This is a genomic window from Micromonospora sp. WMMB235 (assembly GCF_001855515.1).
In the GTDB taxonomy this organism is placed as follows: Bacteria; Actinomycetota; Actinomycetes; order Mycobacteriales; family Micromonosporaceae; genus Micromonospora; species Micromonospora aurantiaca.
Genome location: NZ_MDRX01000001.1, coordinates 4,386,230 through 4,410,050, shown reverse-complemented (window position 1 = coordinate 4,410,050; position 23,821 = coordinate 4,386,230). Strand labels below are relative to the sequence as shown.

At 72.8% G+C, this 23,821-nt stretch carries 28 protein-coding genes and 2 tRNA genes; 16 read left to right on the top strand and 14 right to left on the bottom strand.

Annotated elements, in window-relative coordinates; all coding sequences use genetic code 11:
• The first annotated feature begins 2 nt into the window (after positions 1-2).
• The 4 genes from BFV98_RS19375 (at position 3) to BFV98_RS19365 (ending at position 1,405) form a co-directional block, all read left to right on the top strand.
• Positions 3-929 (top strand): DUF3566 domain-containing protein, encoded by a 927-nt coding sequence (locus BFV98_RS19375; RefSeq protein ID WP_013283221.1) that lies wholly within the window; start codon positions 3-5, stop codon positions 927-929.
• Between the two features lie 144 nt (positions 930-1,073).
• Positions 1,074-1,147: transfer RNA gene (locus BFV98_RS19370), tRNA-Ile, on the top strand.
• A gap of 43 nt (positions 1,148-1,190) precedes the next feature.
• Positions 1,191-1,319: a DLW-39 family protein gene (locus tag BFV98_RS32465; protein WP_013283222.1), complete on the top strand. Its 129-nt coding sequence runs from the start codon at positions 1,191-1,193 to the stop codon at positions 1,317-1,319.
• Between the two features lie 10 nt (positions 1,320-1,329).
• A tRNA-Ala gene (locus BFV98_RS19365) sits at positions 1,330-1,405 on the top strand.
• Between the two features lie 251 nt (positions 1,406-1,656).
• On the opposite strand, the gene BFV98_RS19360 is transcribed toward BFV98_RS19365, so the two are convergent.
• Entirely contained in the window at positions 1,657-2,688 is a 1,032-nt protein-coding gene (locus tag BFV98_RS19360; RefSeq protein ID WP_071097335.1) for a DMT family transporter, read from the bottom strand.
• A gap of 122 nt (positions 2,689-2,810) precedes the next feature.
• Positions 2,811-3,377 carry an AAA family ATPase gene (locus BFV98_RS19355; protein ID WP_071097333.1) on the bottom strand — a complete coding sequence of 189 codons (567 nt, stop codon included), beginning with the start codon at positions 3,375-3,377 and terminating at the stop codon, positions 2,811-2,813.
• 51 nt (positions 3,378-3,428) lie between these two features.
• On the opposite strand from BFV98_RS19355, the gene BFV98_RS19350 reads away from it, so the two are divergent.
• From BFV98_RS19350 to BFV98_RS19335, 4 genes are read left to right on the top strand one after another with little or no spacing between them, the layout of a single operon-like run.
• A complete protein-coding gene (locus BFV98_RS19350; RefSeq protein ID WP_013283242.1) occupies positions 3,429-3,734 on the top strand; it encodes a helix-turn-helix transcriptional regulator in 306 nt (101 codons plus the stop codon).
• Positions 3,731-4,117 (top strand): VOC family protein, encoded by a 387-nt coding sequence (locus tag BFV98_RS19345; protein WP_013283243.1) that lies wholly within the window; start codon positions 3,731-3,733, stop codon positions 4,115-4,117. Before BFV98_RS19350 ends, BFV98_RS19345 begins: the two co-directional genes overlap by 4 nt.
• A 10-nt stretch (positions 4,118-4,127) precedes the next feature.
• Positions 4,128-4,676 carry a hypothetical protein gene (locus tag BFV98_RS19340; protein ID WP_071097331.1) on the top strand — a complete coding sequence of 183 codons (549 nt, stop codon included), beginning with the start codon at positions 4,128-4,130 and terminating at the stop codon, positions 4,674-4,676.
• Between the two features lie 42 nt (positions 4,677-4,718).
• Positions 4,719-5,408, top strand: a complete 690-nt coding sequence (locus BFV98_RS19335) for a PH domain-containing protein (protein WP_047893152.1) — start codon at positions 4,719-4,721, stop codon at positions 5,406-5,408.
• 3 nt (positions 5,409-5,411) lie between these two features.
• Here the strand turns inward: BFV98_RS19335 and BFV98_RS19330 are convergent, their stop codons facing one another.
• Positions 5,412-6,002, bottom strand: coding sequence for a dienelactone hydrolase family protein (locus tag BFV98_RS19330; RefSeq protein ID WP_071097329.1), 591 nt, complete (start codon positions 6,000-6,002; stop codon positions 5,412-5,414).
• 65 nt (positions 6,003-6,067) lie between these two features.
• Between BFV98_RS19330 and BFV98_RS19325 the strand changes: the two genes are divergently transcribed.
• Positions 6,068-6,658 (top strand): helix-turn-helix domain-containing protein, encoded by a 591-nt coding sequence (locus BFV98_RS19325; protein WP_071097327.1) that lies wholly within the window; start codon positions 6,068-6,070, stop codon positions 6,656-6,658.
• Positions 6,659-6,747: 89 nt separating this feature from the next.
• The gene (locus BFV98_RS19320; protein WP_041784381.1) at positions 6,748-7,695 is read left to right on the top strand and encodes an L-threonylcarbamoyladenylate synthase; all 948 of its coding nucleotides are present in this window, start codon (positions 6,748-6,750) and stop codon (positions 7,693-7,695) included.
• On the opposite strand, the gene BFV98_RS19315 is transcribed toward BFV98_RS19320, so the two are convergent.
• Positions 7,692-12,191, bottom strand: coding sequence for an HAD-IC family P-type ATPase (locus BFV98_RS19315; RefSeq protein WP_071097325.1), 4,500 nt, complete (start codon positions 12,189-12,191; stop codon positions 7,692-7,694). The genes BFV98_RS19320 and BFV98_RS19315 overlap by 4 nt on opposite strands.
• A 210-nt stretch (positions 12,192-12,401) precedes the next feature.
• Between BFV98_RS19315 and BFV98_RS19310 the strand changes: the two genes are divergently transcribed.
• The 4 genes from BFV98_RS19310 to BFV98_RS19295 all read left to right on the top strand — a co-directional run bounded on the left by BFV98_RS19310 (position 12,402) and on the right by BFV98_RS19295 (position 15,647).
• Positions 12,402-13,778 carry an MFS transporter gene (locus BFV98_RS19310; RefSeq protein ID WP_047893156.1) on the top strand — a complete coding sequence of 459 codons (1,377 nt, stop codon included), beginning with the start codon at positions 12,402-12,404 and terminating at the stop codon, positions 13,776-13,778.
• Positions 13,779-13,992: 214 nt separating this feature from the next.
• Positions 13,993-14,805 carry an SDR family oxidoreductase gene (locus tag BFV98_RS19305; RefSeq protein WP_255368170.1) on the top strand — a complete coding sequence of 271 codons (813 nt, stop codon included), beginning with the start codon at positions 13,993-13,995 and terminating at the stop codon, positions 14,803-14,805.
• Between the two features lie 36 nt (positions 14,806-14,841).
• Positions 14,842-15,039: a hypothetical protein gene (locus tag BFV98_RS19300; protein ID WP_013283252.1), complete on the top strand. Its 198-nt coding sequence runs from the start codon at positions 14,842-14,844 to the stop codon at positions 15,037-15,039.
• A 59-nt stretch (positions 15,040-15,098) separates the two neighbouring features.
• Positions 15,099-15,647: a YbaK/EbsC family protein gene (locus BFV98_RS19295; protein WP_071098938.1), complete on the top strand. Its 549-nt coding sequence runs from the start codon at positions 15,099-15,101 to the stop codon at positions 15,645-15,647.
• Positions 15,648-15,683: 36 nt separating this feature from the next.
• On the opposite strand, the gene BFV98_RS19290 is transcribed toward BFV98_RS19295, so the two are convergent.
• The 4 genes from BFV98_RS19290 to BFV98_RS19275 all read right to left on the bottom strand — a co-directional run bounded on the left by BFV98_RS19290 (position 15,684) and on the right by BFV98_RS19275 (position 19,084).
• The gene (locus BFV98_RS19290) at positions 15,684-16,316 is read right to left on the bottom strand and encodes a DsbA family protein (protein ID WP_013283254.1); all 633 of its coding nucleotides are present in this window, start codon (positions 16,314-16,316) and stop codon (positions 15,684-15,686) included.
• A gap of 20 nt (positions 16,317-16,336) precedes the next feature.
• The gene (locus tag BFV98_RS19285; protein ID WP_013283255.1) at positions 16,337-16,762 is read right to left on the bottom strand and encodes a SufE family protein; all 426 of its coding nucleotides are present in this window, start codon (positions 16,760-16,762) and stop codon (positions 16,337-16,339) included.
• 78 nt (positions 16,763-16,840) lie between these two features.
• On the bottom strand, positions 16,841-17,260 hold the full coding sequence (locus tag BFV98_RS19280; RefSeq protein WP_013283256.1) for a CBS domain-containing protein: 420 nt from the start codon (positions 17,258-17,260) through the stop codon (positions 16,841-16,843).
• 54 nt (positions 17,261-17,314) lie between these two features.
• Positions 17,315-19,084, bottom strand: coding sequence for a proline--tRNA ligase (locus BFV98_RS19275; protein ID WP_071097321.1), 1,770 nt, complete (start codon positions 19,082-19,084; stop codon positions 17,315-17,317).
• A gap of 174 nt (positions 19,085-19,258) precedes the next feature.
• On the opposite strand from BFV98_RS19275, the gene BFV98_RS19270 reads away from it, so the two are divergent.
• Positions 19,259-19,633 carry a VOC family protein gene (locus BFV98_RS19270; protein WP_013283258.1) on the top strand — a complete coding sequence of 125 codons (375 nt, stop codon included), beginning with the start codon at positions 19,259-19,261 and terminating at the stop codon, positions 19,631-19,633.
• Positions 19,634-19,657: 24 nt separating this feature from the next.
• Here BFV98_RS19270 and BFV98_RS19265 read toward each other — a convergent pair whose 3' ends face one another.
• From BFV98_RS19265 to BFV98_RS19250, 4 genes are read right to left on the bottom strand one after another with little or no spacing between them, the layout of a single operon-like run.
• Positions 19,658-20,422 (bottom strand): ABC transporter permease, encoded by a 765-nt coding sequence (locus BFV98_RS19265; protein ID WP_013283259.1) that lies wholly within the window; start codon positions 20,420-20,422, stop codon positions 19,658-19,660.
• Positions 20,419-21,231, bottom strand: a complete 813-nt coding sequence (locus BFV98_RS19260; RefSeq protein WP_071097320.1) for an ABC transporter ATP-binding protein — start codon at positions 21,229-21,231, stop codon at positions 20,419-20,421. Before BFV98_RS19260 ends, BFV98_RS19265 begins: the two co-directional genes overlap by 4 nt.
• Positions 21,228-21,605, bottom strand: coding sequence for a DUF1048 domain-containing protein (locus BFV98_RS19255; protein ID WP_071097318.1), 378 nt, complete (start codon positions 21,603-21,605; stop codon positions 21,228-21,230). Before BFV98_RS19255 ends, BFV98_RS19260 begins: the two co-directional genes overlap by 4 nt.
• A gap of 2 nt (positions 21,606-21,607) precedes the next feature.
• Entirely contained in the window at positions 21,608-21,955 is a 348-nt protein-coding gene (locus BFV98_RS19250) for a PadR family transcriptional regulator (RefSeq protein ID WP_013473327.1), read from the bottom strand.
• A 120-nt stretch (positions 21,956-22,075) separates the two neighbouring features.
• Between BFV98_RS19250 and BFV98_RS19245 the strand changes: the two genes are divergently transcribed.
• Positions 22,076-22,843, top strand: a complete 768-nt coding sequence (locus tag BFV98_RS19245) for a class I SAM-dependent methyltransferase (RefSeq protein WP_071097316.1) — start codon at positions 22,076-22,078, stop codon at positions 22,841-22,843.
• Here the strand turns inward: BFV98_RS19245 and BFV98_RS19240 are convergent.
• A complete protein-coding gene (locus tag BFV98_RS19240) occupies positions 22,818-23,012 on the bottom strand; it encodes a DUF397 domain-containing protein (protein WP_071097314.1) in 195 nt (64 codons plus the stop codon). The genes BFV98_RS19245 and BFV98_RS19240 overlap by 26 nt on opposite strands.
• On the bottom strand, positions 23,003-23,806 hold the full coding sequence (locus BFV98_RS19235) for a helix-turn-helix transcriptional regulator (RefSeq protein ID WP_071097313.1): 804 nt from the start codon (positions 23,804-23,806) through the stop codon (positions 23,003-23,005). The genes BFV98_RS19240 and BFV98_RS19235 overlap by 10 nt, the downstream gene beginning before the upstream one ends.
• Positions 23,807-23,821: the final 15 nt, after the last annotated feature.

Genomic DNA, 23,821 nt, shown 5'->3' with positions numbered 1-23,821 from the left:
TGATGACGGAGACACAGGCGAAGTCGGGGAACAAGGGGACCTCGGCCACTCCGGTCGAGGAGGAGGCCGCGCAGGGCGGCACACCAGCGACCGGCCGCGCGGCTGTGGGCCGGGCCACGGTTCCCGCCGACGCGCCTGCCCCGAAGTTCACCCGGGCTCCCGGCATGGCCCCGCCTCCGGACAAGCCGGCCGAGGACTCCGGTTCCCGGGACTCGGCCGAGACCAAGGTTGACGCGCCGACATCGGCCGACGGTCTGGCCGCTCCGGCCGCCAAGCCCGCGAACGCCACGAGCACCCAGCCGATCAAGACCCCGTCGGCCGCCGGCCGGGCCTCCACCGGGACGACCGGCACGCAGCCGCGGATCGGTGCCGGCCTGGGCACCGCCCCGAAGACGTCGCCCGACGGCTCGCGCCCGAGCGGCGCCGCGAGCGCCCAGGCCCGGCCCGCCAACGGCGGCGGCCTGCCGCCGGGCATCAGCGGCGCGGCAGCCGTCGGCGCGGCGCGCGTGGGTGAGGCGGTACGCGCCGCGCGTACCTCGGTCAGCTCGGCCGCGTCGCGCGGACCGCGACGGGCCCGGCTGAACCTGAAGCGGATCGACCCGTGGTCGGTGATGAAGTTCGCCTTCGCGGTGTCGGTGGTGCTCTTCATCGTGGTCGTCGTGGCGACGTCGGTGCTCTACCTGGCGCTGGACGCCATGGGTGTGTTCAAGAGCGTCAACGACAGCCTCACCGACCTGGTGAACGCCGGCGGCGGCCAGGGTGGCGGCGGCTTCCGGATCACCGCCAAGGGCGTGATCCTGACGTCGGCGCTGATCGGCCTGGTGAACGTCGTGCTGTTCACCGCGCTGGCCACGCTCAGCGCGTTCGTCTACAACGTCTGCGCCGACCTGGTCGGCGGGATCGAGCTGACGCTCGCCGAGCGGGACTGATCGACCGGCGCCGGGGCACCGCGTAAAGCGGTCGCCCCGGCGTCGTGCGTCCGGGTAGGTTCGAGGTGGCGCGGGTGCTTCCCACCACAGACCCCCGATTTGGGCGCGGTGGAGGCGATGGGTTAACCTAGCTCGTCGCTACGCGGGGCTATAGCTCAGTCGGTTAGAGCGCAGAGCTGATAACTCTGAGGTCGCTGGTTCGATTCCAGCTAGCCCCACCGCACATCGTCCGACGACAGTCGAGCGCGAGGGGTCAAGCACATGTTCAAGAAGCTCCTGATCCTGGCCGGCATCGTCGGTGTGGCCGCCGTCGTGGCCAAGAAGGTCAAGGCCTCCAACGACGAGCGCGCCCTGTGGCACGAGGCGACCACGGCGCCCGACCTGCGCTGAACGCCGTCACGGGGCCCTAGCTCAACTGGCAGAGCACTGCCTTTGCAAGGCAGGGGTTAGGGGTTCGAGTCCCCTGGGCTCCACCACATCATTTCGCCGGATCATCAGCGGCTGTCGATGCTGCTGTGTCGCGTGCCGCCTCGGCAGTCGGCTTCCATCGATCAGCGAAAGCCTCGGCGAACCGTTCATGATCTGATCGGCGTTGCACCCGCCGACCTTCCGGCTGCGGTGTTGGAGCACGTGATGCCCTAGCTCGTGCAGCAGTACGTCAAGTTCAAGTTCATGTCGTACCTGATGGACGCCGACTCGGTGCGGCGCCAGCTCGCCGGCTGATCCGTCACCCCGGACGGCGCGTCGCCACACCGCCGCCGGCCCTCGCTCGTCGAGGCCGGCGGCGGTTCCGCATGTCGGCGTCACGGTCCCTGAGCGCCGCAGTCGACGACGGCGCCGGTCCGGGTTCGCCGAGCATCAGCGTGACCACCGCGGCGAGCAGCACGATCGACCCGAGAACGGCGGTCACTGTGAGCCGTTCGTCGAGCAGGAGCACCGCGATGAGCGCCGCCGTCACCGGCTCCACGAGCGCGATGACCGACGCGGTGGTCGCCCGGACCGAGGCCAACCCGGCGAAGAACAGGGTGTACGCCACGGCGGTGGGCGCCACGGCGAGGTAGGCGAGCAGGCCCACTGTCTGACGGATGTCACCGGCTGTGGGCAGGATCCCTTCGAGCAGGGCCAGGGGAAGCAGGCAGATCATTCCGACGGCGAATCCGCCCAGTAGCGGAGTGTGCCCGCCGCCGTCTCGGCCGAGCTTCCGGTTGAGCAGGGTGACGGCTGCGTACCCGGCCGCGGACAGCAGCGCGCAGGCCAACCCCAGCAGCGGCGCCGGGGCGCTGCCGGCGCTACCACCGCCCAGCAGCAGGACCAGGCCGACGAGTGCTGTCACGACTGTGACTCCGCCGGATCGGCCGAGTCGCTCGCCGAGGGCCAGGCGTGAACCGAGGGCGATGAGGACCGGCCCGGCGCCCAGGGTGACCATGGTGGCGACGGCCAGACCGGCGTACCCCACTGCGGCGAAGTACGCCGTCTGGTAGACGGCGAGCCCTACGCCTGTCGTCACGACCTGCCGCCACCTGTGGCGCGGCCGGGTGGTGACGACCCGGATACGCGAGGATGGTCGCCGACGTGTCAGGTGTCCGGCGGCGAGCAGCAGGACGCCGCCCGCGAACCGCCAGAAGGAGACGGCGACGGGGCCCAACCCGCTGGTGTCGTAGAGGACGGCCGCCGCGGCGCCGCCGGTGCCCCAGGCGATCGCCGCCAGGAGGATGTATAGGGTTCCTCGCCCCACGGTCGGGGGCAGATTTCTGCGCACGGGATTCTCCGTTGTCGTCGCCGCCCGGGCACCGCGAACGCACCCGGGCTCTGGATCGAAAGCCGGGTTCGGTGAACGGCGTCGTTACCGGGTGACCGGTGGCGGCGAGACAACGCGGAACGTCATGTCCGCACCCTAGCGGCGCGCAGACGATCGACCGCCTGCTTTATCGCGGCCACCCGCGTCGTGAGCGGCCCCGCGGGCACCTCGACCAGGTCGAATCCCGCGTCGCAGTACGTCAGTTCGTGGACGCGCTCGAAGACGAGCGATTCCTCGAAGCTGATCCGGCGGGCGGCGGTCGCCTCGACGAAGCCCTGATTTCGTACGAAGAAGACGGTCCGCTCGTAGTGGCGGCGTTCCGTCGTCAGGCGCTCGACCTCGTCCAGCAGGGCGGACGGCGGCGTCGACCCCAGGTGGCGGCACAGCGCGAGCGTGCAGACGGGTGAGCGGTCGTGGAAGACGATCTCCCCGGCGTGCGCTTCGGCTCGGCGCCGACGCCTCCGCTGGAGATCCAGCACCTGCTCGGCGAAGTCCGGCTCCCGCCACGGTTCGGGCCGGCCGAGCGCCTGGTGCAGCGCGATCACGTCGGTCGCCGCCTCCTCCACGACGGGATGGCCGTCGACCTCCAGGTGGCGCAGGATCGCGGTCTTACCGGAGCCGGGAGTGCCGGTGAGGATGAATCCGGGCATGACGTCCTCCGTTGGCAGACAGCCTCTTGATAGGCAAGCTGTTACTTGCATATGGTGGGTGACGTGGGCGATCTGTACCAGGCGCTGGCCGATCCCACCCGCCGCCTGATCCTCGACGAGCTGACCGAGCGCGACGGTCAGACCCTGTTCGAGATCTGCGGCCGGCTGGCCACCAAGCACCAGGTCGGCTCGTCCCGGCAGGCGATCTCCCAGCACCTCGACGTCCTGGAGGCCGCCGGCCTGATCGTCACGCGGCGACAGGGCCGCTACAAGTTCCACCACCTCGACACCCGGCCGCTGCGGTCCATCACCGAGCGATGGCTCAGGTCCGACGCACCCACCCAGGAGAATCCATGAGAATCAACCTCACCAGCGTGTACGTCGACGACCAGGACAAGGCACTGCGCTTCTACACCGAGGTGCTGGGCTTCGTGAAGAAGACAGACGTGCCGACCGGGGAGTACCGGTGGCTGACTGTGGTCTCGCCGGACGCCCCGGACGGCGTGGAGCTGCTGCTGGAACCCGACGCGCACCCGGCCGCCAAGGCGTTCAAGGAGGCGCTCGCGGGCGACGGGATACCGCTGACGCAGTTCGCGGTGGACGACGTGGCCGCCGAGCACGACCGGCTGCGGGGCCTCGGCGTGCTGTTCACCCAGGAGCCGGTCGACATGGGCCCGGTGACCACGGCGGTGTTCGACGACACCTGCGGCAACCTGATCCAGATCGCACAGTACCGGTAGCGGGTCGACAGTGGCCGGACCGTGGCGTAGCCCGGCGCTGGCGGCCGCGGTGGCGTGCCTGGAGGACGAGATCCGGGACGCCTGGGCGCGGCTGCGCGGTGAGCTGGACGTGGCGCCGGGCTCGCCCGAGGAGAGCGAGCTGGCCTGGCTCGTCGTCGACGACCCCGGGGCGTACGACTGGCGGACCGTGGACGGCGCGGTGGACCGGCTGACCTGTCCCGACTGCGGGGCACGGCTGACCGCCGGACCGGCGACGTGCGAGACGTGCGAGTTCCGCCACCGGATGCGGTTCGGCGCCCGGGAGCGCGACCGCCCGCACGTGCCGCCCGGCAACGAGCACGCGCTGCGCGTGGCCACGGCGGTGACCCGCAGCCGCCACCGCTACTCACCCCGGGCGCGGGCCGGCTACGAGCTGGTCCTGCCGGACCTGCTGGCCGGCGCCCTGCCCACGACTCCCCAGGCCCAGGCCGCCAAGGCGCTCATCAATACGTTGACCGACGACGAGTGCGACCGGGTCGTGAGCCTCGCCGAGGTCGTGGAGTTGGCGAGAGGTCGTTGACTCCGCGCGGAACCGCTGGACACGGTCGGTCACTCTGGCGGCATGACGGTGTGGCGGCGCCCGTACTCGCTGGACCTGACCACCTCCGGCTTCATGGTCGTGGCGGTGCTGGCGGTCGGCTTCTTCGTGCTCCTCGTGTTCGAGGTCAGGAGCGGCAGGATGCCGGGACGGGATGCGGTGTTCCTCGGCGTGTGGAACGCCGTCGGCCTCGCTGTCGCGGTCCGCCGCGCGATGCTCGGCGTCTGGGTGAGCCCTGTCGGCGTACGCTCGCGCTCGCTGCTCCGCACGACCACAGTGCCGTGGGCGTCGGTTGCGGAGATACACAGCGGTACGGGTTCGATCGTGGGCCTGGATGTGGGACGCGACGCGATCGTCATCGAGCGGATCGACGGCGAGCCGGTGCAGACGCCGATCCAGTCCGGCGCCGTCGTCCGGCCGTTCCGCCTGGAGCTGACCCGGCTGGTCACCTGGCCGGAGCACTACGACGAGATCCTCGCGAACCTGCGGGAGTGCCATCGCAACGCCCGGCCCCCGGAGCAGCGCGCGGCGGCGAGCCCGGCGCCGGATCCGGTCCGCACCGACCGTCCGGACCCGCCGGGGCAGATCCGGCGGCCCGCTCCGAGCGCCGCCCAGCGGCGCGACATCCACGCGTTGACCAGGCAGTACGAGCGTGGAGTGCTGACCGATGCCGAGTACGCGGCCGCGTTGGCGCGGCTGCGCGGTGACGAGTAGGCGTCAGCCGAGCCGGTCGAGCAGCTCGCGGCTGCGGCTCACCACCAGCGTTGTGGCCTCGGCGTCGTACGAGGGCAGCGAACTGTCGGTGAACAGGTGCCGGTCGCCGGGGTAGACGTACAGCTCGCCGCGCTCGGGACCGACGATCGACACCAGCTCGCGCGCGGCGTCGACGTCGCCTTCGAGCCCGAAGAACGGGTCCTGTTCCATGCCGTGCACCTGCACCGCCACCCCGTCGGGCCACGGGCCGATCGCCCACTCGCCGGTCACCGGCAGGCAGGCCTCGTAGAGCAGGGCGGCCCGGGCGCCGGCCCGGGTCTGGGCGAGCCGCTGGGCGATGGCGGCGCCCCAGGAGACGCCCGCGTAGACGAGGCCGGCGGGCAGGCCGGCGACGTACGCGTCGGCGCGCCGGTCGAGGACGTCGCCGCCGATCCGCTTGATCAGCGCGGCGCCGTCGGAGATGGTGGCCGGCCGTTCGCCGTCGAAGAGGTCGGGGACGTGGACGGTGTGGCCACTGGACCGCAGGGAGCCGGCGAGCGCGCGGACGCCGTCCGTGAGCCCTTGAATGTGGTGGAAGAGCACGATCTCGGCCATCACTACACTCCTGAGTTGTCAGACCAGAGTTGTCGAACGAACCAGAATCTTAGAACGGTCGAGAAATGTCGGTCAATGAGCGAATCCCGGACTACGACCTCGACGACCTGCTCGTGGTCACCGCTCCGGAGCAGTTGCGTGCGCTCGCCGACCCGCTGCGGAGCACGCTGCTCGAACTGCTCCTGGAGCGCGCCGCCACTGTCAACGAGATGGCCCGCGCCGTCGACCGGCCGAAGAGCAGCGTGGCGTACCACGTGAACCAACTGGTCGACGCCGGTCTGCTGCGCGTGGTGCGGACCCGCCGGGTACGCGCCATCGAGGAGCGGTTCTACGGGCGGGTGGCCCGCACCTACTACGTCGGCGCGCTCAGCCGGGCCGAGGACAAGCAGGTGGTGTCCCGGATCAACGGGCTCGCCGAGGCGGCAGCCGAAGCGGCGGCCGCGCACGCCGCCGACGAGTTGCGGTGCACGCTCGTGCACGCGCGCATCCCGATCGAGGACGTCCGCGAGTTCTGGGCGGAGGTGCAGGCGCTGGCCCGGCGGTTCGCGCAGATCCCCCGCGCCGGGGACCAGGTGTACGGCTTCGCCGCCGGCCTCTACCCCACCGACGCGCCCACGCTCCCCGACACGGAACCCGCCACCGAACCACGCGACTGACGGCCCCACCACGCGACGGCAGGGTCTTGCCGGGACGGCGAACCGGGCAGGCTAGCGTCGGAAGCGTGAGCACCGGATCCCCGCGCGTCCTGCCGGCCGAGCGCGGCATCGACGAGGCAGCCGCCGTCCTGCGTGCCGGCGGGCTGGTCGCCTTTCCCACCGAGACGGTCTACGGGCTGGGCGCCAACGCGCTCGACGCCCGGGCCGCCGCGCGGATCTTCGAGGCGAAGGCGCGGCCCAGCTTCGACCCGCTGATCAGCCACCTGGCCGACGCCGCCGACCTGGCCGCGCTGGTGGGCGAGGTGCCCGCGGCGGTGGCCGAGCTGGCGAAGCGGTTCTGGCCCGGCCCGCTCACCCTGATCGTGGACCGTCCGGAGATCATCCCGCCGATCGTCACCTCCGGTCTGGACACCATGGCGGTACGCGTACCGGACGAGTCGTCGGCGCGGGCGCTGATCGCCGCCGCCGGAGTGCCGGTGGCGGCGCCGAGCGCGAACCGGTTCGGCCAGCTCAGCCCCACCCGGGCCGAGCACGTGGTGGCCGGGCTGGGCGGCGCGGTGGACGTGGTGCTCGACGGCGGGCCCACCCGGTGCGGGATCGAGTCGACGATCGTGGACGCGCGCGGTGAGCGGCCGGTGGTGCTGCGGCTGGGCGCGCTGCCGGTCGAGGCGCTCGTCGAGGCGGTCGGCCCGGTCGAGGTGCGCCAGGGCAGCTCCGGCCAGCCGGTCGCGCCCGGGACGCTCGCCGCGCACTACGCCCCGCGTACCCCGTTGCGGTTGGGCGCGGCGGCCGAGCCCGGCGGCGGCCGGCGGGGCTTCCTGGCCTTCCGGGAGCCACCGGCGGACGGCGACTGGGCGGCGGTGGAGGTCCTGTCGCCCGACGGCGACGTGACGGCGGCGGCGGCGCGCCTGTTCGACGCGCTGCACCGGCTCGACGCGGCCGGGGTGACCGAGATCGTCGCCGAGCCGGTGCCGGAGACCGGCGTGGGCCGAGCGATAAACGACCGGCTGCGCCGGGCTGCCGCCACCTGGCGCTAGGACTGGCCGGCGTCGGGTCGCCGATGCGAACCCGGCTGCGGCAGGCGGTCGACCAGCTTGGTCAGCGCACCGTTGGCGAACGTCGCGCCGAGTGCCGACCCGGTGGCGATGGTCCAGCCCACCGGGCCGAGCGGGGTGCAGCCGAAGAACTGGCTGACGCCCGGCGTCTGCACCACAGCCACGAGCACGCCGACCGACGCGGCGGTGGCGGCGAGCACGCTGGGGCTGGTGCCGCCGGCCAGCACGGTCTGGCCGAGCTGGGTGCCGATCAGCGAGGCGAGCGCGACGGTGCTGGCACGCCGCTGGGTGCCGGTCCACCTGGCGATCGTCCAGCCGGCGGTCGCGCCCAACGTGGTCGACGCCGCACGCAGCCCGATCTCCCGGGTCATGGTGACGCCGAGCGACGAGTCCGGCCCTTCCCGCAGCAGATGGTCGGCGCTGTCGTCGGCGGGCGGGCGGACCGCGATGGCGAGTGCGGGTGCCAGGTCGGTGAGCAGGTTGACCAGCAGGAGTTGCCGGCCGGTCAGCGCGGACCGGCCGGTCGCGGCGGCGGTCAGCACGCTGAACGCGATCTCGCCGAGGTTGCCGCCGACCAGGATGCTCAGCGCGTGCCGCACCGACGACCACATGGCCCGTCCCTCGACGAGCGTGGCGATGATCGTCTCCAGCCGGTCGTCGGTGACCACCAGGTCGGCCGCCGCGCGGGCGGCGGGAGTGCCGCGCTGGCCGAGCGCGATGCCGACGTCGGCGAGCCGGATCGCGGGCGCGTCGTTGGCGCCGTCACCGGTCATCGCGACAGTCCGGTCCTGGCGCTGCAACGCCTGGATGATCCGTACCTTGTGGGCGGGCGTGCAACGTGCCACCACGTCGGTGGCCATCAGGCGCTCGGCGAGCGCCGCGTCGTCCAGCCGGTCCAGGTCGGTGGCGGTGACCACGCGCTGCCCGCCGTCGTCCGGGCTGATCTTGGCGGCGATCGCCTCGGCCGTGGCCGGGTGGTCACCGGTGATCATGACGGTGTGCACGCCCGCCGCCCGGATCCGGGCCACCGCCGGCCGGGCGCTCTCCCGCACCCCGTCGGCGAGCGTCAGGAAACCCACGAAGACCAGCCCGTCGACCTGCTCGTCGCTCACCTGCTCGATGGAGACCTGGCACTCGGCCACGGCGAGGATGCGATGCCCGGCACCGGCCCGCCCGGCCAGCATGGCCTGCACCTCCTCGCGTCCGGCCGCATCAAGCGGCCGGTCACCCTCGGCGGTGCGCCGGGACGCGCAGCGCGGCAGCACCGACTCGGGGGCGCCCTTCACGCTCAGCAGCAGCCCGCCGGTGCCGCGGCCGACGGTGGCGCTGTAGCCCCGGGACGGCTCGAACGGCAGCCCGGCCCTGGCGGTCCACTCCGCCGCACCGGTCCGCTCGGTCACGCCGGCGGCGTCCGCGCCGTGGCGTACCGCCCGGTCGGTCTGCTGCGGCAACTCGTCCGGATCCGCCGCAGCAGGGGTGGCCCGCACCGCGGCGGCCAGCGTCGACCGGAGCGGCTCGTCGAGTTCGTCCAGCACGGCGTACCGGCCGTCACCGGTACCCACCCCCGCCAGCAGCAACTTCCCCTCGGTGAGCGTGCCGGTCTTGTCGAAGCAGAGCACGTCGACCCGGCCCAGCGCCTCGATGGTCCGGGGGTTGCGGACCAGGGCGCCGTGCTCGGCCAGCCGCCGCGCCGCCGCCAGCTGCGCGGCGCTGACCAGGAACGGCAACCCCTCCGGCACCGACGCCACGGCCAGGTTCGCGGCGGTCGCCGCCGTTTCGGCAAGGGGTACGCCCCGAAGCAGCCCTGCGCCTGCGACAGCGATCGCCGAGGCGGCCGCAAGGGGTACGGCGCTGCTGGTCAGCCTGCCGAGCCGCGCCTCCACGCCACTGGCGGGAGGGGCCTGCCGGGCCATGGCGAGGCTCCGCCCGGCCTCGGTCTCCGCACCGGTGGCCACCACCACTGCGGTGCCGTGCCCGGCGGCCACAGTGGTGCCCTCGAACAGCATCGAGTGCCGTTCGGCGATGGCCGCCGCCACCACCGGTTCCGGACTCTTCGCCACCGGCAGCGACTCGCCGGTCAGTGACGACTCGTCCGCCTCCAGCCCGTCGCTCGTCAGCACCCGGCAGTCGGCCGGTACGGCGTCCCCGGAGCTGACCGTGATCACGTCGCCGCGTACCAGTTCCTCGGCGGGCACCACCCGCTCGGCGCCGTCGCGCAGCACCCGGGCGGTGACCGCCGAGCGGGACAGCAGCTCGGCCAGGGACCGTTCGGTGTTGCGCTGGTGCACCGCGCCGACCAGAGCGGACCCGCCCACCACGCCGCCCACCAGTGCCGCGTCGACGAGTGAGCCGAACGCGGCGGAGAGCACCGCACCGGCGGCCAGCACCGGGGTGAGCGGGTTGGACAGCTCCTCCACGAACGCGCGGAGCAGCCCGGCCGGGCCGTGCTCGTCGCCGACCTCGACGCGCCGGCGACGGGCCGCCTCGTCCTCGGCAAGCCCGGACGGGTCGGTGGCGAGCTGGTCCAGGACGGTCTGCGCCGGCATCAGGTGCCAGGCGGTGAGCGCGGGCATCGGTGCGCCGGTCCGGTCCGGCAGCCGGTGTGCCCGGAACACGCCGTGCGCGAACGCGAGCGCCGCCGCGCCGTTCACCGCGGCGAGCGTTGGGCGGGGCAGCCGCCGCCGGTCGGCGGTGAATGCGGCGAGCGCGCCGAGCCCGCTGCCGGCCATCGAGATCCGGACGTTCTGCTCGGTCATCCGGCGGGCCACCCCGGCGGCGTCGACGAGCAGGGCCGGTACCCGCAGGTCGTCACCGACCAGCAGGTGCGCGCCCCACGGCGGCAGGTCGTCCGGGCCGTACACGCCGAGGCCGCAGTCCGAGGCGGCGAGCGCCGACCGCTCACCGGAGACCACCATCACCACGGCGCCCTCGCGTTGCAGGTCGTGCACCGCGTCGGCGAGCCGGGCACCACCGGGTACGAGCAGGTCCGCGAAGTCGTACCGGCCGTCGTCCGCGCCGCCGACCACGAGCCGCAGGCCCGCCTGCCGTGCGGCCGACGCCAGCGCGTCCACGCCCGGCGCGGGCTCCGGCTCGACCCGCAGTACGGCGGCGAGCCGGCCGTTCTCCGCCAGCCCGAGCAGCCGTCCACCGTCGGCGCGCAGCCGGGCGCTGTCCGGGGTGTCGCCGGGATCGTCGGCGCCGAGGCGGTCCAGCGGGCCGATCCGCCAGCCCTCGGCGGCGCGAACCGCGTCCGGCTCGGCCGGGTCGAACAACGCGAACGCGCGCGCGGCGACCTGCCCGGTGTCGGCGTCGGCCAGCGGCGCGAGATCGGCCAGGACGCCCCGGTCCGAACCGAGCACCGCCGCGTCGAGCACCACCGTGTCGATCCGGTCCAGCTCACGCAGCACACTGCGGTCCATCGCGATCACGCCGCGCCGGGCGAGCATCCGGCCGAGCTGGGCGCCGTACCCCTCCCGGCCGGAGCCGGGCGCCTTCGGCAGCGAGGACAGCGCCAGCGCGGCTGCGCGCTTCGGCCCCAGCACCGGCAGCGCCGCCGCCCCGGCGACCGCGCCGGCCGGAAGCACCCGCTTGGCGTACCGCTCGGGCTGCCCGTCCGGCACCGGGCAGGGCCGCTCGCCGTCGGGCACCCGGGCCACAGCCCGTTCCGGGTCACCGGTCAGGTGCGGCTCGGCCCGCCGCCATGCGTTCAGTTGAGCGGCGCCCTCACCCCACTGCACGACCCGCTGCGCGCCGTCCAGCACGATGCCCGCCCAGCCGCCGGTGAGACCCTGCACCACCGCCTCGGCCAGCGGGAACAGCACCTCGGCGCGCGGGTCGGCGCGGATGCCCAGACCGGCCAGCGCGTGCAGCTTCGGGTGCAGGTCGACAGCGCCGAGCAGACCGGCCACCTCGGCGGGAATGGGAGTGAGCGGCAGGACACGGGTGGCAGCGGAGATGCTCAACCCGAGCACGTCGGACAGCAGCGCGCCGAACGTCCGCGCGGTACGCGGGCCGTCCTCGGGCGGCTGCGGCGGTTCGATCTCCGGGTCCGGCTCGTACGGGCAGGTCTGCTCCACGCGCGCCACCGTGGCGATCAGGTCGCGCAGCTTCGGCGCCGGATCCCCGGTCGCCACCACCACCCGGCCCGACGGCGCGTTCACACGCGCCCAGGCGACACCCGGCATCGACTCCAGCGCCGCCTCGACCTGACGGGCCAGCCGGTCGCCGCCGTCCTGGCAGACGCCGTGCACCTCGATGTGGTGGCGGCCGTCCTGCGACCACACGCGGCGGCTGGTCAGCCCGGTGAGGCGGGCCAGCCGGGCCGCCGCCGTACCGACACTGCCCGCCACCTCGCTGACCCGGGCCGGCACGGCGTCCGTGGGCAGGGCCGAACCGACGGTACGCGCGACACGCGCGGCGGTCTCCGGTACGACCGTCGGCGACAGCAGGAGGCCGGCGAACCGTCCCAGCGAGGTCATCGAGTCGTACGGCCGGGCAGTCGGTTGAAGGTGTCGCAGCCGTACGCCATCTCGCCTCCCGGTCTCGTCCCGGCGGCCCGACTTCCCGGCGCGGCGTCCGTTATGCCACCCCGACGGCAGAAGTTTCCGGGCATCGCCCCGCCGTTCCCGGCCGACGAGACGCGCGCCACAGTTGACCTCAACCGGGGGTGAGGTCCGAGGCTGAACGCCATGACCAGCACCACCGCCGTTCCGGCTGATCCACCCGTCGACCTCTGGTCGCCGCGCCTGCGGGCGATGACGGTGGGCAGTGTCGCCCTGGTGTCCCTGCTCGCGTTCGAGGCGCTGGCGGTGGGCACCGCCATGCCGACCGTGGCGCGCAGCCTCGACGGGCTCGGCCTGTACGCGCTGGCGTTCGGCGGTTCGTTCGCCTCCGGCGTGGTGGCGATGGTCGCCTCCGGCATCTGGTGCGACGCGCGCGGGCCGCGCCCGGCCATGTGGCACGGTGTCGTCTGGTTCGTCGCCGGGCTCGTGGTGGCCGGCGCCGCCACGACCATGGAGGTGCTGGTCGTCGGGCGGGTGGTGCAGGGCTTCGGCTCCGGACTGGTCTCGGTGGCGCTCTACGTGGTCGTCGGGCAGGCGTACCCGGAGCAGTTGCGGCGGCGGATCTTCGCCGCGTTCGCCGCGGCCTGGGTGGTGCCGTCGCTGGTCGGTCCGGCCCTGGCCGGACTGATCGTGGAACATCTGGGCTGGCGGTGGGTGTTCCTCGCGGTGCCGGCGGTGGCGATCCCGGCGGCGCTGCTGGTCCAGCCGGGGCTGCGGGCGCTGACCGCCACCGTGGCGACCCGCCCGCCGGCGGGTGCCCTGGCCCGGATCGGCTGGGCCTGCGGGGCGGGGGCGAGCGCCGCACTGCTGCACTACGGGGGGCAGCAGCGCGGCGTGCTCGCCGCCGCCCTGATCGCCGGGGCGCTGGCCGGGCTGTTCGTCTGCGTGCCGCACCTGCTGCCGGCCGGGTTCCTGCGCGCGGCGCGGGGACTGCCGACGGTGATCGGCCTGCGCGCGCTGGCGTCGGCGGCGTTCGTGGCCGCCGAGGTGGTGATCCCGCTGATGCTGTCCCGGGAGCGCGGTTTCTCGCCCACCGGCGCCGGCCTGGTGCTGACGGTCGGGGCGCTGTCCTGGTCGGTCGGCTCGTGGATCCAGGGGCGGATCCGCTCACCCCGCTCGGCGGCGACGCTGCCCCGGGCCGGGCTGGCCTGCATCACGATCGGTACGGCGGGCGTGGCGTCGGCGCTGGTGCCCGGACTGCCGGTGCTGCCGGCCGTGCTGAGCTGGTCGGTGGCCGGGCTGGGTATGGGCCTGCTCTATCCGTCGCTGTCGGTGCTCACCCTGGAGCAGTCCGCCCCGGCCGAGCAGGGCCGCAACAGCTCCGCGCTGCAACTGGGCGACTCGCTCGCCGCCGCCACAGTGCTGGCGCTCACCGGCGCGGTCCTGGCCGCCGGTGCGTCCCCCGGCCCGGCCGGCTTCGCGACCACGCTGGCCGTGGCAGCCGCTTGCGGCCTGCTGGGCCTGCTGCTGGCCGGCCGGGTGGTCCTCCGCCCCACCCCCTGACCGCCCTGCCCGCCCCCGCCCTCCCACCCTCTGCCGGTTGATCAAGGAGTTCGGGTCGGTTTTCGAGCCTCCGTCCGACACGAACTCCTTGGTCAACAAAGGGAGGGCAGGGCCGAGGTGGCCCTCGGGGGCGCAGGATCGGGGTGAAAGGGGCCGGGGGCGGGCGGCTGTCACGATCCGGGTCGGCGTTCCGTCCCAATCGGGGAGCCGCGGTGTGGCGGTTGCGCGTGGGCGGGAGGAGTGGGCGATGCGGGTGCTGGTGACCGGGGCGACCGGGCGGCTCGGGCGGGTGGCGGTGCCGCGGCTGCGGGACGAGGGCTTCACGCTGCGCGCGATGAGCCGCGGACCGCGTACCGGGGACGGGGTCGAGTGGGTGACCGCCGACCTGGCCACCGGCGCCGGGCTGGCGGAGGCGGTCGCCGGGGTGGACGCGGTGCTGCACCTGGCCTCGTCGCCGCAGCGGCGCACCCACGACATCGACGTGCTCGGCACCCGCCGGCTCGCGGTGGCGGCCGGTCACGCCGGGGTGCGTCACCTGGTCTTCGTGTCGATCGTCGGCGTCGACCGGGTGCCGCTCGGCTACTACCGGCACAAGCTCGCGGCCGAGCAGGTGGTGGCCGCCGGACCGGTGCCGTGGAGCGTGTTGCGGGCGACCCAGTTCCCGGAGTTCCTGGAGGGGCTGCTCAGCGGCGCGAGCCGCCTCGGCCCGGTGATCGGGGACCGGGCCGTGCTCGCCCAGCCGGTCGACCCCGGTGAGGTGGCGGACCGGCTCGCCGTCCTGCTGCTGGCCGGGCCGTCGAACCGGGTGGAGGACTTCGGCGGACCGGAGGTGCTGCGCTACGACGACGCGGCCCGTGCCTGGCTCGCGGCGCGCCGGGTACGCCGTCCGCTGCTGCCGGTCCGGATCCCCGGCCGGCTCGGACGGGAGCTGCGCGCGGGTGGTCTCACCACGACCGCCACGCCGACCGGCGCCCGGACCTGGGCCGACCACCTCGCTGACACGTACGGGGGAACCGCCGGAAGATGAGAAACGGTCGGGTCCGCCCCGGCCTACGGTGACCGCATGCTGGTCTTCGTCGCCACAGTGGTCCTGTACGTCTTCGGTTTCGTCTTCCTCTACGGCGTGATCCGGGTCGGCGTCCGGCACGGCATCGAGGACGCCGAGGCGAACCGTCCCGAGGTGCTGCGTCGCCGGCAGCTCACCACGACCGAGAGCCGGGACTTCGCGCAGGAGAACGCGTTCCTCACCAATCCCAACTGAAGGGCGGGGGCGGGGTCCGGCCGGTCGATCCGCCGGGCGGGTGCGAGGATCGCGGCATGATGGGGACGCTGAAGACGGAGCCGGCCCTCACCCGGTTCGACCTGCTCGCCCCGCCGGTCGCCGCGGCCCTGCAGGATTGGCCGGCCGAGGCCCCGGTGGACGTGGACGACGTACTGGTCGCTCCGATCGACGCCGACCTGGCCGACACCGCTGCCTTCTGCGAGGCGTACGGGGTGGGGCTGGAGGAGTCGGCCAACTGCGTGGTGGTCGCCGGCAAGCGTGGCGGCGAGACCCGGTACGCGGCCTGTGTCGTGCTCGCCACCACCCGCGCCGACGTCAACGGTGTGGTCCGCAAGCTGCTCGACGTGCGCAAGGCGAGCTTCGCGCCGATGGCCGAGGCGGTCGAGTCGAGCGGCATGGAGTACGGCGGCATCACGCCGATCGGCCTGCCGGCGGACTGGCCGATCCTCGTCGACTCCCGGGTGATCGCCACGCCGCACGTGATCATCGGTTCGGGCGTACGGCACAGCAAGATCGCCCTGCCCGGGCCGGCGCTCGGCGCGCTGCCCGGGGCGAGGGTGGTGGAGGACCTGGCCAGGCCGGCCTAGGTCCTCATCCGCATCGATCTTGTTCCACGTGAAACATCAGGCTGCCGCTTCGCGCTGCGCCACCTCTCGCAGCGCGGCGAGCAGCGTCTCCGGCTCCTGGGCGCCGGTGACCGCGTACTTTCCGGCCAGCACGAAGGTCGGCACGCTGGAGACGCCGAGCTGGTGGGCGGTGCTCAGGTCGGCGGCGACCTCCCGGCGGCCCAGGTTCGACTCCAGGTACTGCCGCGCCTCGGTCTCGTCCAGCCCGGCCTCGCCGGCCAACGTGACGAGCGCGTCGATCGAGCCGACGTCGACGCCGTCGTGGAAGTGCGCCCGGTAGAGCCGCTCGACCATCTCGGCGGAGCGACCGTGCTCGGTGGCGAAACGCACCAGCCGGTGCGCGTCGAACGTGTTCGCGGCCACCGCCCGGTCGAACCGCAGGTCCAGGCCCGCGCCCGCGGCGACGCCCGTCACGTGCGCGGCCATGCCCTCGGCCTTGTCCCGCCCGCCGAACTTGTCGCCGAGCGCCTCCAGCAGCGGCTTCGGCTCGGTGACCGGAGTCGGGTCCAGCTGGAACGGCCGGAACCGGACGTTCACCTCGCCGTCGTACGACTCCAGGGCCTGTTCCAGCCGGCGCTTGCCGATCCAGCACCAGGGGCAGACCACGTCGGCGTAGATCTCGATGTCCATGACCAGCGACAACCCGCGGGTCAGGAGATCTGTTCCCGGACCTGGCGCTTGAGCCGGGCCAGGATGGCGGTGCCGCCGCGTACGCGCAGCGGGCTGATCGCCTGCGCCAGGCCCATCCGCTGGTAGAGATCGTCCGGTACGGCGAGCACCTCCTCGGCGCTCGCCCCGGCCAGCCCTTCGGCGAGGATGCCGGCGAACGCCCGGGTGGTGGGCGCCTCCGGCGGGCAGTCGAACACAGTGCTCACGGTCTTGTCCGCGTTCACCTCGGCGCGCAGGAAGAACGCGGTCTGGCACTCGGGGACCTGCTCCAGTTCCTCCCGGTTCACACCCTCGGGCAGGGGCGGGATCACGTCCGCGAACTCCAGCAGCATCTCCAGGACGACGTCGCGGGGCGCGGCGGCGAACTCGTCGACGATCTCGGCCAGCTTGGTCGGCATCTCGGGCATGGGTCGAGGCTATCCGCCGCCGCGCGTCGCCACCCGGCGGTGCCGAGCGGGGCCCCGCCGCACGTGCGGAGCCCGCGCTCACACGTTCGGCGCGGCCTCGCTGATGTCGCTGAGTGCCGAGTGGGGGTCGAGCTGCATGGCGAGGTCACCGAGGGAGACGATGCCGACGAGCTTGCGGTCGCTGTCGCACACCAGCACCCGGCGGATGTTGCGCTCGCGCATCAGCGCCGCCGCCTCGTTCGCCGTGCAGTGCTGTTCGATCATCACCACCTCGCGGGTGATGATCGAGCCGATCGTGGTGGTGCCGGGGTCGGCACGCTCGGCCACCGCCCGGACCACGATGTCGCGGTCGGTCAGCATGCCGGCGAGCGTGGCGCCGTCGGTCACCACCACGTCGCCGATGTCCGACTCCTTCATCACCCGGGCCGCCTCGTCCAACGGGGTCTCCGCCGAGAGGTAGACCACCTGCCTGGTCATCACGTCACTGACGCGGAACATGAGAGCCTCCGAACGCTTTGGTCGATCCGTCTGCGGTACCCGGTGGCGCGCTCGCTACACCCCGTCGCGGCGCGTCGCGCCAGCCTCGTCGCGCAGGCGCTCCACGATGGCCTCCACCGGCAGCTCGGTGCGCTCGCCGGTGGCCCGGTCGCGCAGTTCCACGTACCCCTCGGCCAGGCGGCGGCCGACCACGACGGCGCGCGGGATGCCGATCAGCTCGGCGTCGGTGAACTTCACCCCGGCGGACACGTGCGTGCGGTCGTCGACCAGCACCCGCAGGCCGACGGCGGCGAGGCGCCCGCCGAGGTCGAGCGACGCGTCGAGCTGCGGCCCCTTCCCGGCGGCGATCAGGTGTACGTCGCACGGCGCGACCGCCGCGGGCCAGACCAACCCTCGGTCGTCGTGGTGCTGCTCGGCCACTGCGGCGACCGCCCGGGACACGCCGATGCCGTAGCAGCCCATCGTGGGCCGGACCGGCTTGCCCTCGGGGCCGAGGACGTCGACCGCGAACGCGTCGGTGTACCGGCGTCCGAGCTGGAAGATGTGCCCGATCTCGATGCCCCGCCGGATGGTCAGCTCGCCGTCGGCGCAGGCAGGGCAGCTGTCGCCGGGCCGCACCTCGGCGGCCTCGATCGTGCCGTCCGGTACGAAGTCGCGCCCGCACACCACGTCGGTGGCGTGCCGGCCCGGCTCGTTCGCGCCGGTCAGCCAGGAGGTGCCGGGCACCACGCGGGGGTCGACCAGGTAGCGGATGCCGTGCTTGGCCAGGATCTGCGGGCCGATGTAGCCGCGGACCAGCTCCGGGTGCGCGTCCCAGTCCTCGAAGACCGCCACCGTGGCCGGGGCGAGCACCGCCTCGACCCGCTTGAGGTCGACCTCGCGGTCGCCGGGCAGGCCGATCACCAGCGGTTCGCCCTGTTCGGCGCCGGACCGTCGGACGGTGAGGACCACGTTCTTCAACGTGTCGGCGGCGGTCCAGCCGGTGCGCCCGCCCAGCTCCCGGGCCTCGGCCAGCTCGACCAGTGCAGCGATGGTCGGCGTCTCCGGGGTGTCGTGCACCTCGGCGGGCGGGTACGCGTCGGGGTCGCCGGCGGCCGGGGCGCGGGTCACCACCGCCTCGGTGTTCGCCGCGTAGTCGCAGGCGGTGCAGCCTACGAACGTGTCCTCGCCGACCGGCGTGGCGGCCAGGAACTCCTCCGAGGCGGACCCACCCATCGCGCCGGACATCGCGTGGACAGTGGTGAAGTCCAGGCCGAGCCGGGTGAAGACGCGCTCGTAGGCGGCCCGGTGCCGGTCGTACGCCGCCTGGAGCCCGGCCTCGTCCAGGTCGAACGAGTAGGCGTCCTTCATCAGGAACTCGCGCCCGCGCAGCAGACCGGCCCGGGGCCGGGCCTCGTCGCGGAACTTGGTCTGGATCTGGAACAGCGTCACCGGGAAGTCCCGGTACGAGGTGAACAGGTCCTTCACCAGCAGCGCGGCCAGCTCCTCGTGGGTCGGCGCGAGCAGGTGCTCGGCGCCCTTGCGGTCGGCGAGCGTGAAGATGTCGTCCCCGTACTCGGTCCACCTCCCGCTGGTCCGGTACGGCTCGGCCGGGAGCAGCGCCGGGAAGTGCACCTCCTGGTCGCCGATTCCGGTCATCTCGTCCCGCACGATCGCGGTGATCCGGTCCAGCACGAGCTTGCCCAGCGGCAGCCAGGTGTAGCCGCCCGGCGCGGCCCGGCGGACGTAACCGGCGCGCAGCAGCAGCCGGTGGCTCGGCACCTCCGCGTCGGCCGGGTCCTCGCGCAGGGTCCGGAGCAGCAGGGTCGACATGCGCAGCAGCATTGGCGCAGCTTATGGCGCGAGCGGACGACCGGGCGATCCCTTTCCGCGCTCGTGTCGGATCGATCGTCGCCAGCTCGGCGAGGTGGCGGCATCCGACTGGTGTCGATACCGCCACCCCGCCGAGCTGGCGCGGACGGTCCAGCAAACGTCGCGGGGGTCGGGTAGGAATGCGGCATGGCTGAGCGACCGCTGATGAAGCTGACGACCACGGTGCTGGACGCGCCGTCCGCAGAGGACCTGGCCGCGTTCTACGAGCGGCTGCTCGGCTGGTCCCGTCGCGAGGACGAGTCCGACTGGGTGGTGCTTGCTCCGCCGGACGGCGGCACCTGGCTGGCCTTCCAGGACGAGCCGGCCTACGTGCGCCCGGTATGGCCCGCCGGGCCCGGCGACCCGCCGATGATGACCCACCTGGACATCAAGGTCGACGACCTGGAGGCCGCCTCGGCGTACGCGGTGTCGGTGGGCGCGACACTGGCCGACTTCCAGCCGCAGGACGACGTCCGGGTGCACCTCGACCCGGCCGGTCACCCGTTCTGCCTCTACCTGTGACGGGTGACCGGCTCCCACGGCCGGCTAGCTGACCTTGGTGCGGTAGATCGCCGTCGCGGCGGCGTAGGCGGCCAGGAGCAGGCCGGCGCACCAGGCGAGCGCGATCCAGACGTCGTTGCCGACGGGTTGCTGAGCGAAGAGCGCGCGGAGGGTGTTCACGATCGATGTCACCGGCTGGTTGTCGGCGAACCAGGCGACCGGGCCGGGCATCGAGTCGGTGGGGACGAACGCCGAGCTGATGAAGGGCAGGAAGATCAGCGGGTAGCTGAAGGCGCTCGCGCCGTCGACGGTCTTGGCGGACAGGCCCGCGATGACGGCGACCCAGGTCAGGGCGAGGGTGAACAGGATCAGGATGCCGGCTGCGGCGAGCCAGCCGACCACCGATGCGCCCGTCCGGAATCCCATGATCAGGGCGACGCCTGTGACGATCACGAGCGAGGCCAGGTTGGCGACGAGCGAGGTCAGGACATGCGCCCAGAGCACTGAGGGCCGCGGGATCGGCATCGACTGGAAGCGCTCGAAGATGCCGCCCTGCATGTCGAGGAACAGGCGGTACGCCGTGTAGGCGATGCCGGACGCGATCGTGATGAGGAGGATGCCCGGCAGCATGTAGTTGATGTACGACTCGCCGGATCCGGTGTTGATGGCTCCACCGAGCACGTACACGAAGAGCAGCATCAGCGCGACGGGTGTGACCGCCGTGGTGATGATGGTGTCCGGGCTGCGGAGGATGTGCCGCAGGGAACGGCCGGTGAGGGTTCCGGTGTCGCTGAGGACGTGGATGGTCATCGGGATTCCTCTCCTGCGGGCACGGCTGCCTTGTCGGCGGCCCTGGCGGTGTGGCCCACGAGGGCGAGGAAGACGTCCTCAAGGGTCGGCTGCTTCTCGACGTACTCGACCTTCGCGGTCGGGAGGAGCCGCTTCAGCTCGGCGAGAGTGCCGTTCTGGATGATCGTTCCCTCGTGCAGGATCGCGATCCGGTCGGCGAGTTGCTCGGCCTCGTCGAGGTACTGGGTGGTGAGCAGGATGGTGGTGCCGTCCTCGGCGAGCTGCCGCACTGTCCGCCAGACCTCGATGCGGGCCTGCGGGTCGAGGCCGGTGGTCGGCTCGTCGAGGAACACGACCGGCGGGTTGCCGACGAGACTCATCGCGATGTCCAGCCGCCGGCGCATGCCGCCCGAGTACGTCCCCGCCCGGCGGTTCCCGGCGTCGGTGAGGGAGAAACGGGCCAGCATGTCGTCGGCGACCGCACCCGGATTCCTCAGGTGGCGGAGCTTCGCGACCAGGACCAGGTTCTCCCGGCCGGTGAGCACTTCGTCGACGGCGGCGAACTGGCCGGTCAGGCTGATCGACTTGCGTACCTCGGCGGGAACCGAAGCGACGTCGAAGCCGTGGACGGCCGCGGTGCCGGTGTCCGCCTTGAGCAGCGTCGACAGGATCCGCACGAGCGTGGTCTTTCCGGCGCCGTTCGAGCCGAGCAGAGCGAAGATGCTCCCGGCCGTCACCTCGAAGTCGACGCCCCGCAGCACGTGCAGGTCCTTGTAGGACTTGGTGATGCCCCGAACCCGGATGGCGGGTTCGCGCGTCGCGGTGGTCATGAGTGTTCCTCCCCGCTGTTGCCGACGGCGGCGTCGATCGCCTTCCGGAGGCGCTCGCGCTCCTTGTCCATCCACTGCCTCCCGGAGTACGCGGACACGAACGTCTCGGCGAACTCGACCGGGTCGTCGCCGACGATCGCGCGGACGGGCGTGTTGTCGGCGACCGCGCGCTCCCAGAGGTCCACGGAGTCGCCGAGCATCGCGACGAGTGTGTTCCCGTCGACGATCCCGCCCTGGTACATGAAGTACCGCTGGAGCGCCTTGGCCGCGCTGCGATGGGGTTCCGGCAGGGCCTCCATGCGGGCCATGTGCCGCTTGTACTGCTTCTTCTGGTCGAGCGATCCGACGAGCGTCTCGATCCACTTCGCGGCCATGCTCATGCTCCTTCGTCGTGCCGGTCGTCGTTGTCACGAAGGTGGTCGATGCGTTCCGCGAGGACGCTCCACGTCCGCCAGAACTCGGCGAGCTGATCCCGCCCCTTTGCGTTGATCGAATACACCTTCCGCGGGGGCCCTTTCTCGGAGGGAACCTTCTCCACGTCCACGAAACCGCGTTGCTCGACGCGGACGAGCAGCGCGTAGATGGTGCCTTCCGCGATGTCCGAGAATCCGCGGTCGCGCAGCCAGGCGGTGATCTCGTAGCCGTACGCGGATCGGCGGGCCAGGATCGCCAGGACGATGCCTTCGAGGGTGCCCTTCAGCATCTCCGTCATCTGGTTGGCCATGTCCTCGTTCCCTCGCTATTGAGCGTCGCTGAGTACCAGTAGAAAGTAACACTAGGTACCGGTAGCTAGCAACGCTTAATACCGGGGATCCCGGAGAACCGCTTCCTCTAAGTTCGGCGGATGACCACCACTCCTTCGGCGCGCGCCGTGAGCCAGTACGCGACGACCACCGGCAACCTGACCGCCCGCATGGCACTGCACTCGTACGGCACCAACCCGCAGGACTGGTTCGCCTGGCTCGGCGAGCGGCTGCCGCTGTCCGGCGACGTGCTGGAGGTGGGCGCCGGCACCGGCGAGCTGTGGCGCCGGGTCGGCCGTCGCGGCCGGCTCACCCTCACCGACTTCTCACCCGCCATGTGCGCGCGGTTGCGCGACGTGCCCGGCGCCCGGGTGCTGCGCTGCGACGCCACGTACCTGCCGTTCCGTGCCGGCGTCGTCGACGCGGTGATCGCCAACAGCATGCTCTACCACCTGGACGACCCGGACGCCGCGCTGCGCGAGTTCGCCCGGGTGCTGCGCCCCGGCGGGCGGCTCGCCGTCGCCGTGAACGGCCGCGACCACATGGCCGAGCTGAACACGCTCGGCGCGGTGATCGGGCGCCCCGACCTGGCTGTCCGGTTCCACGACCGGAACGACGTGACCGCCGAGACGACACCGGCCCGGGTCGCCGCCCACTTCGACGACGTGACGGTCGAGCGCTACCCGGACGAGCTGGTGGTGCCCGCCGCGGAGCCGATCCTGGCGTACGTCGCCAGCATGATCGGGCCGCTGCCCGCCGCGCAGGAGGCGGCCGCCCGCGCCGCGATCGAGGCGCGCATCGACGCCGAGGGCGCCTTCCGGGTACGCAAGCACACAGTGCTGATCAGCTCGACGCGCGGCGCCCGCTGAGCCGGACGAAGGTGCGCCAGGCGTCGGGCGTGAAGGTGAGCGCCGGCCCGGCCGGGTCCTTGCTGTCCCGCACCCCGACCACTCCGGCCAGGTTGTCCGCCACCTCGACACAGTCGCCCTGGGTGCCGCTGCGTGTGGACTTCCGCCAGATCGCTCCGGTCAGCTCCACGAGGTCATCACGTCCTTCATCAGCTCGACCGACTGCCGGCGCGGTAGTGCCTCGCTGCGGACACTCTCCCATCTGGACAGCAGGATAGCCACGTCCTCGTCCTTGTCGACCACGACGCCGCCGAGTTGGTTCTCCAGGTGACCGACCCAGCCGCCGTCTGTGCCCCGGGCCAGCGCGAACGGTCCGACCAAGCCGACGTGCACGGTGACCGAGGTCGGCACGATGTGGATGTCGACGTGCGGGCGCTCGGCGCACTCGACGAGGTGCGCGATCTGCTCGGTCATGAGTCCGCGGTAGCCGTCGTCGGCGCGGCGCAGGACGGACTCCTCGATGACGGCGATGTACTTCGGGCGGCCCGGGTCGGAGAGGATCGACTGCCGGTCCAGACGCACTCCGAGGCGTCGTTCCACCTCGTCATCGGTGATCAGGTCATCCGTCCGGATCATCGCGCGGGCGTAGTTCTCGGTCTGGAGCAGTCCGGGCACCAGAGTCGGCTGGTAGGTGCGCAACTGCTGCGCTTGGCGTTCGGCTTCGAGCCAGGGGCGGAACCAGCTCGGCTGGCCGTCGCGCTCGGCGAGCTTGAGCAGCGACATCAACAGCCCGCCGGTGCCGAGCACCTCGTCGGCCCGGGCGAGGAAGAACCGGTCGAGCGGCCGGTGGCCCAGCTCGACCGCCGACACCTGGGAGCCGGAGAAGTGCACGAGCCTCCCGAACTCCTCCTGGCTCAGCTCGGCCCGCACCCGCAGCCGCCGCAGTTGCGCGCGGATCAGCTCGGCGGTCGGCTCGTTCTCCACACGCCCTCCCCAGTC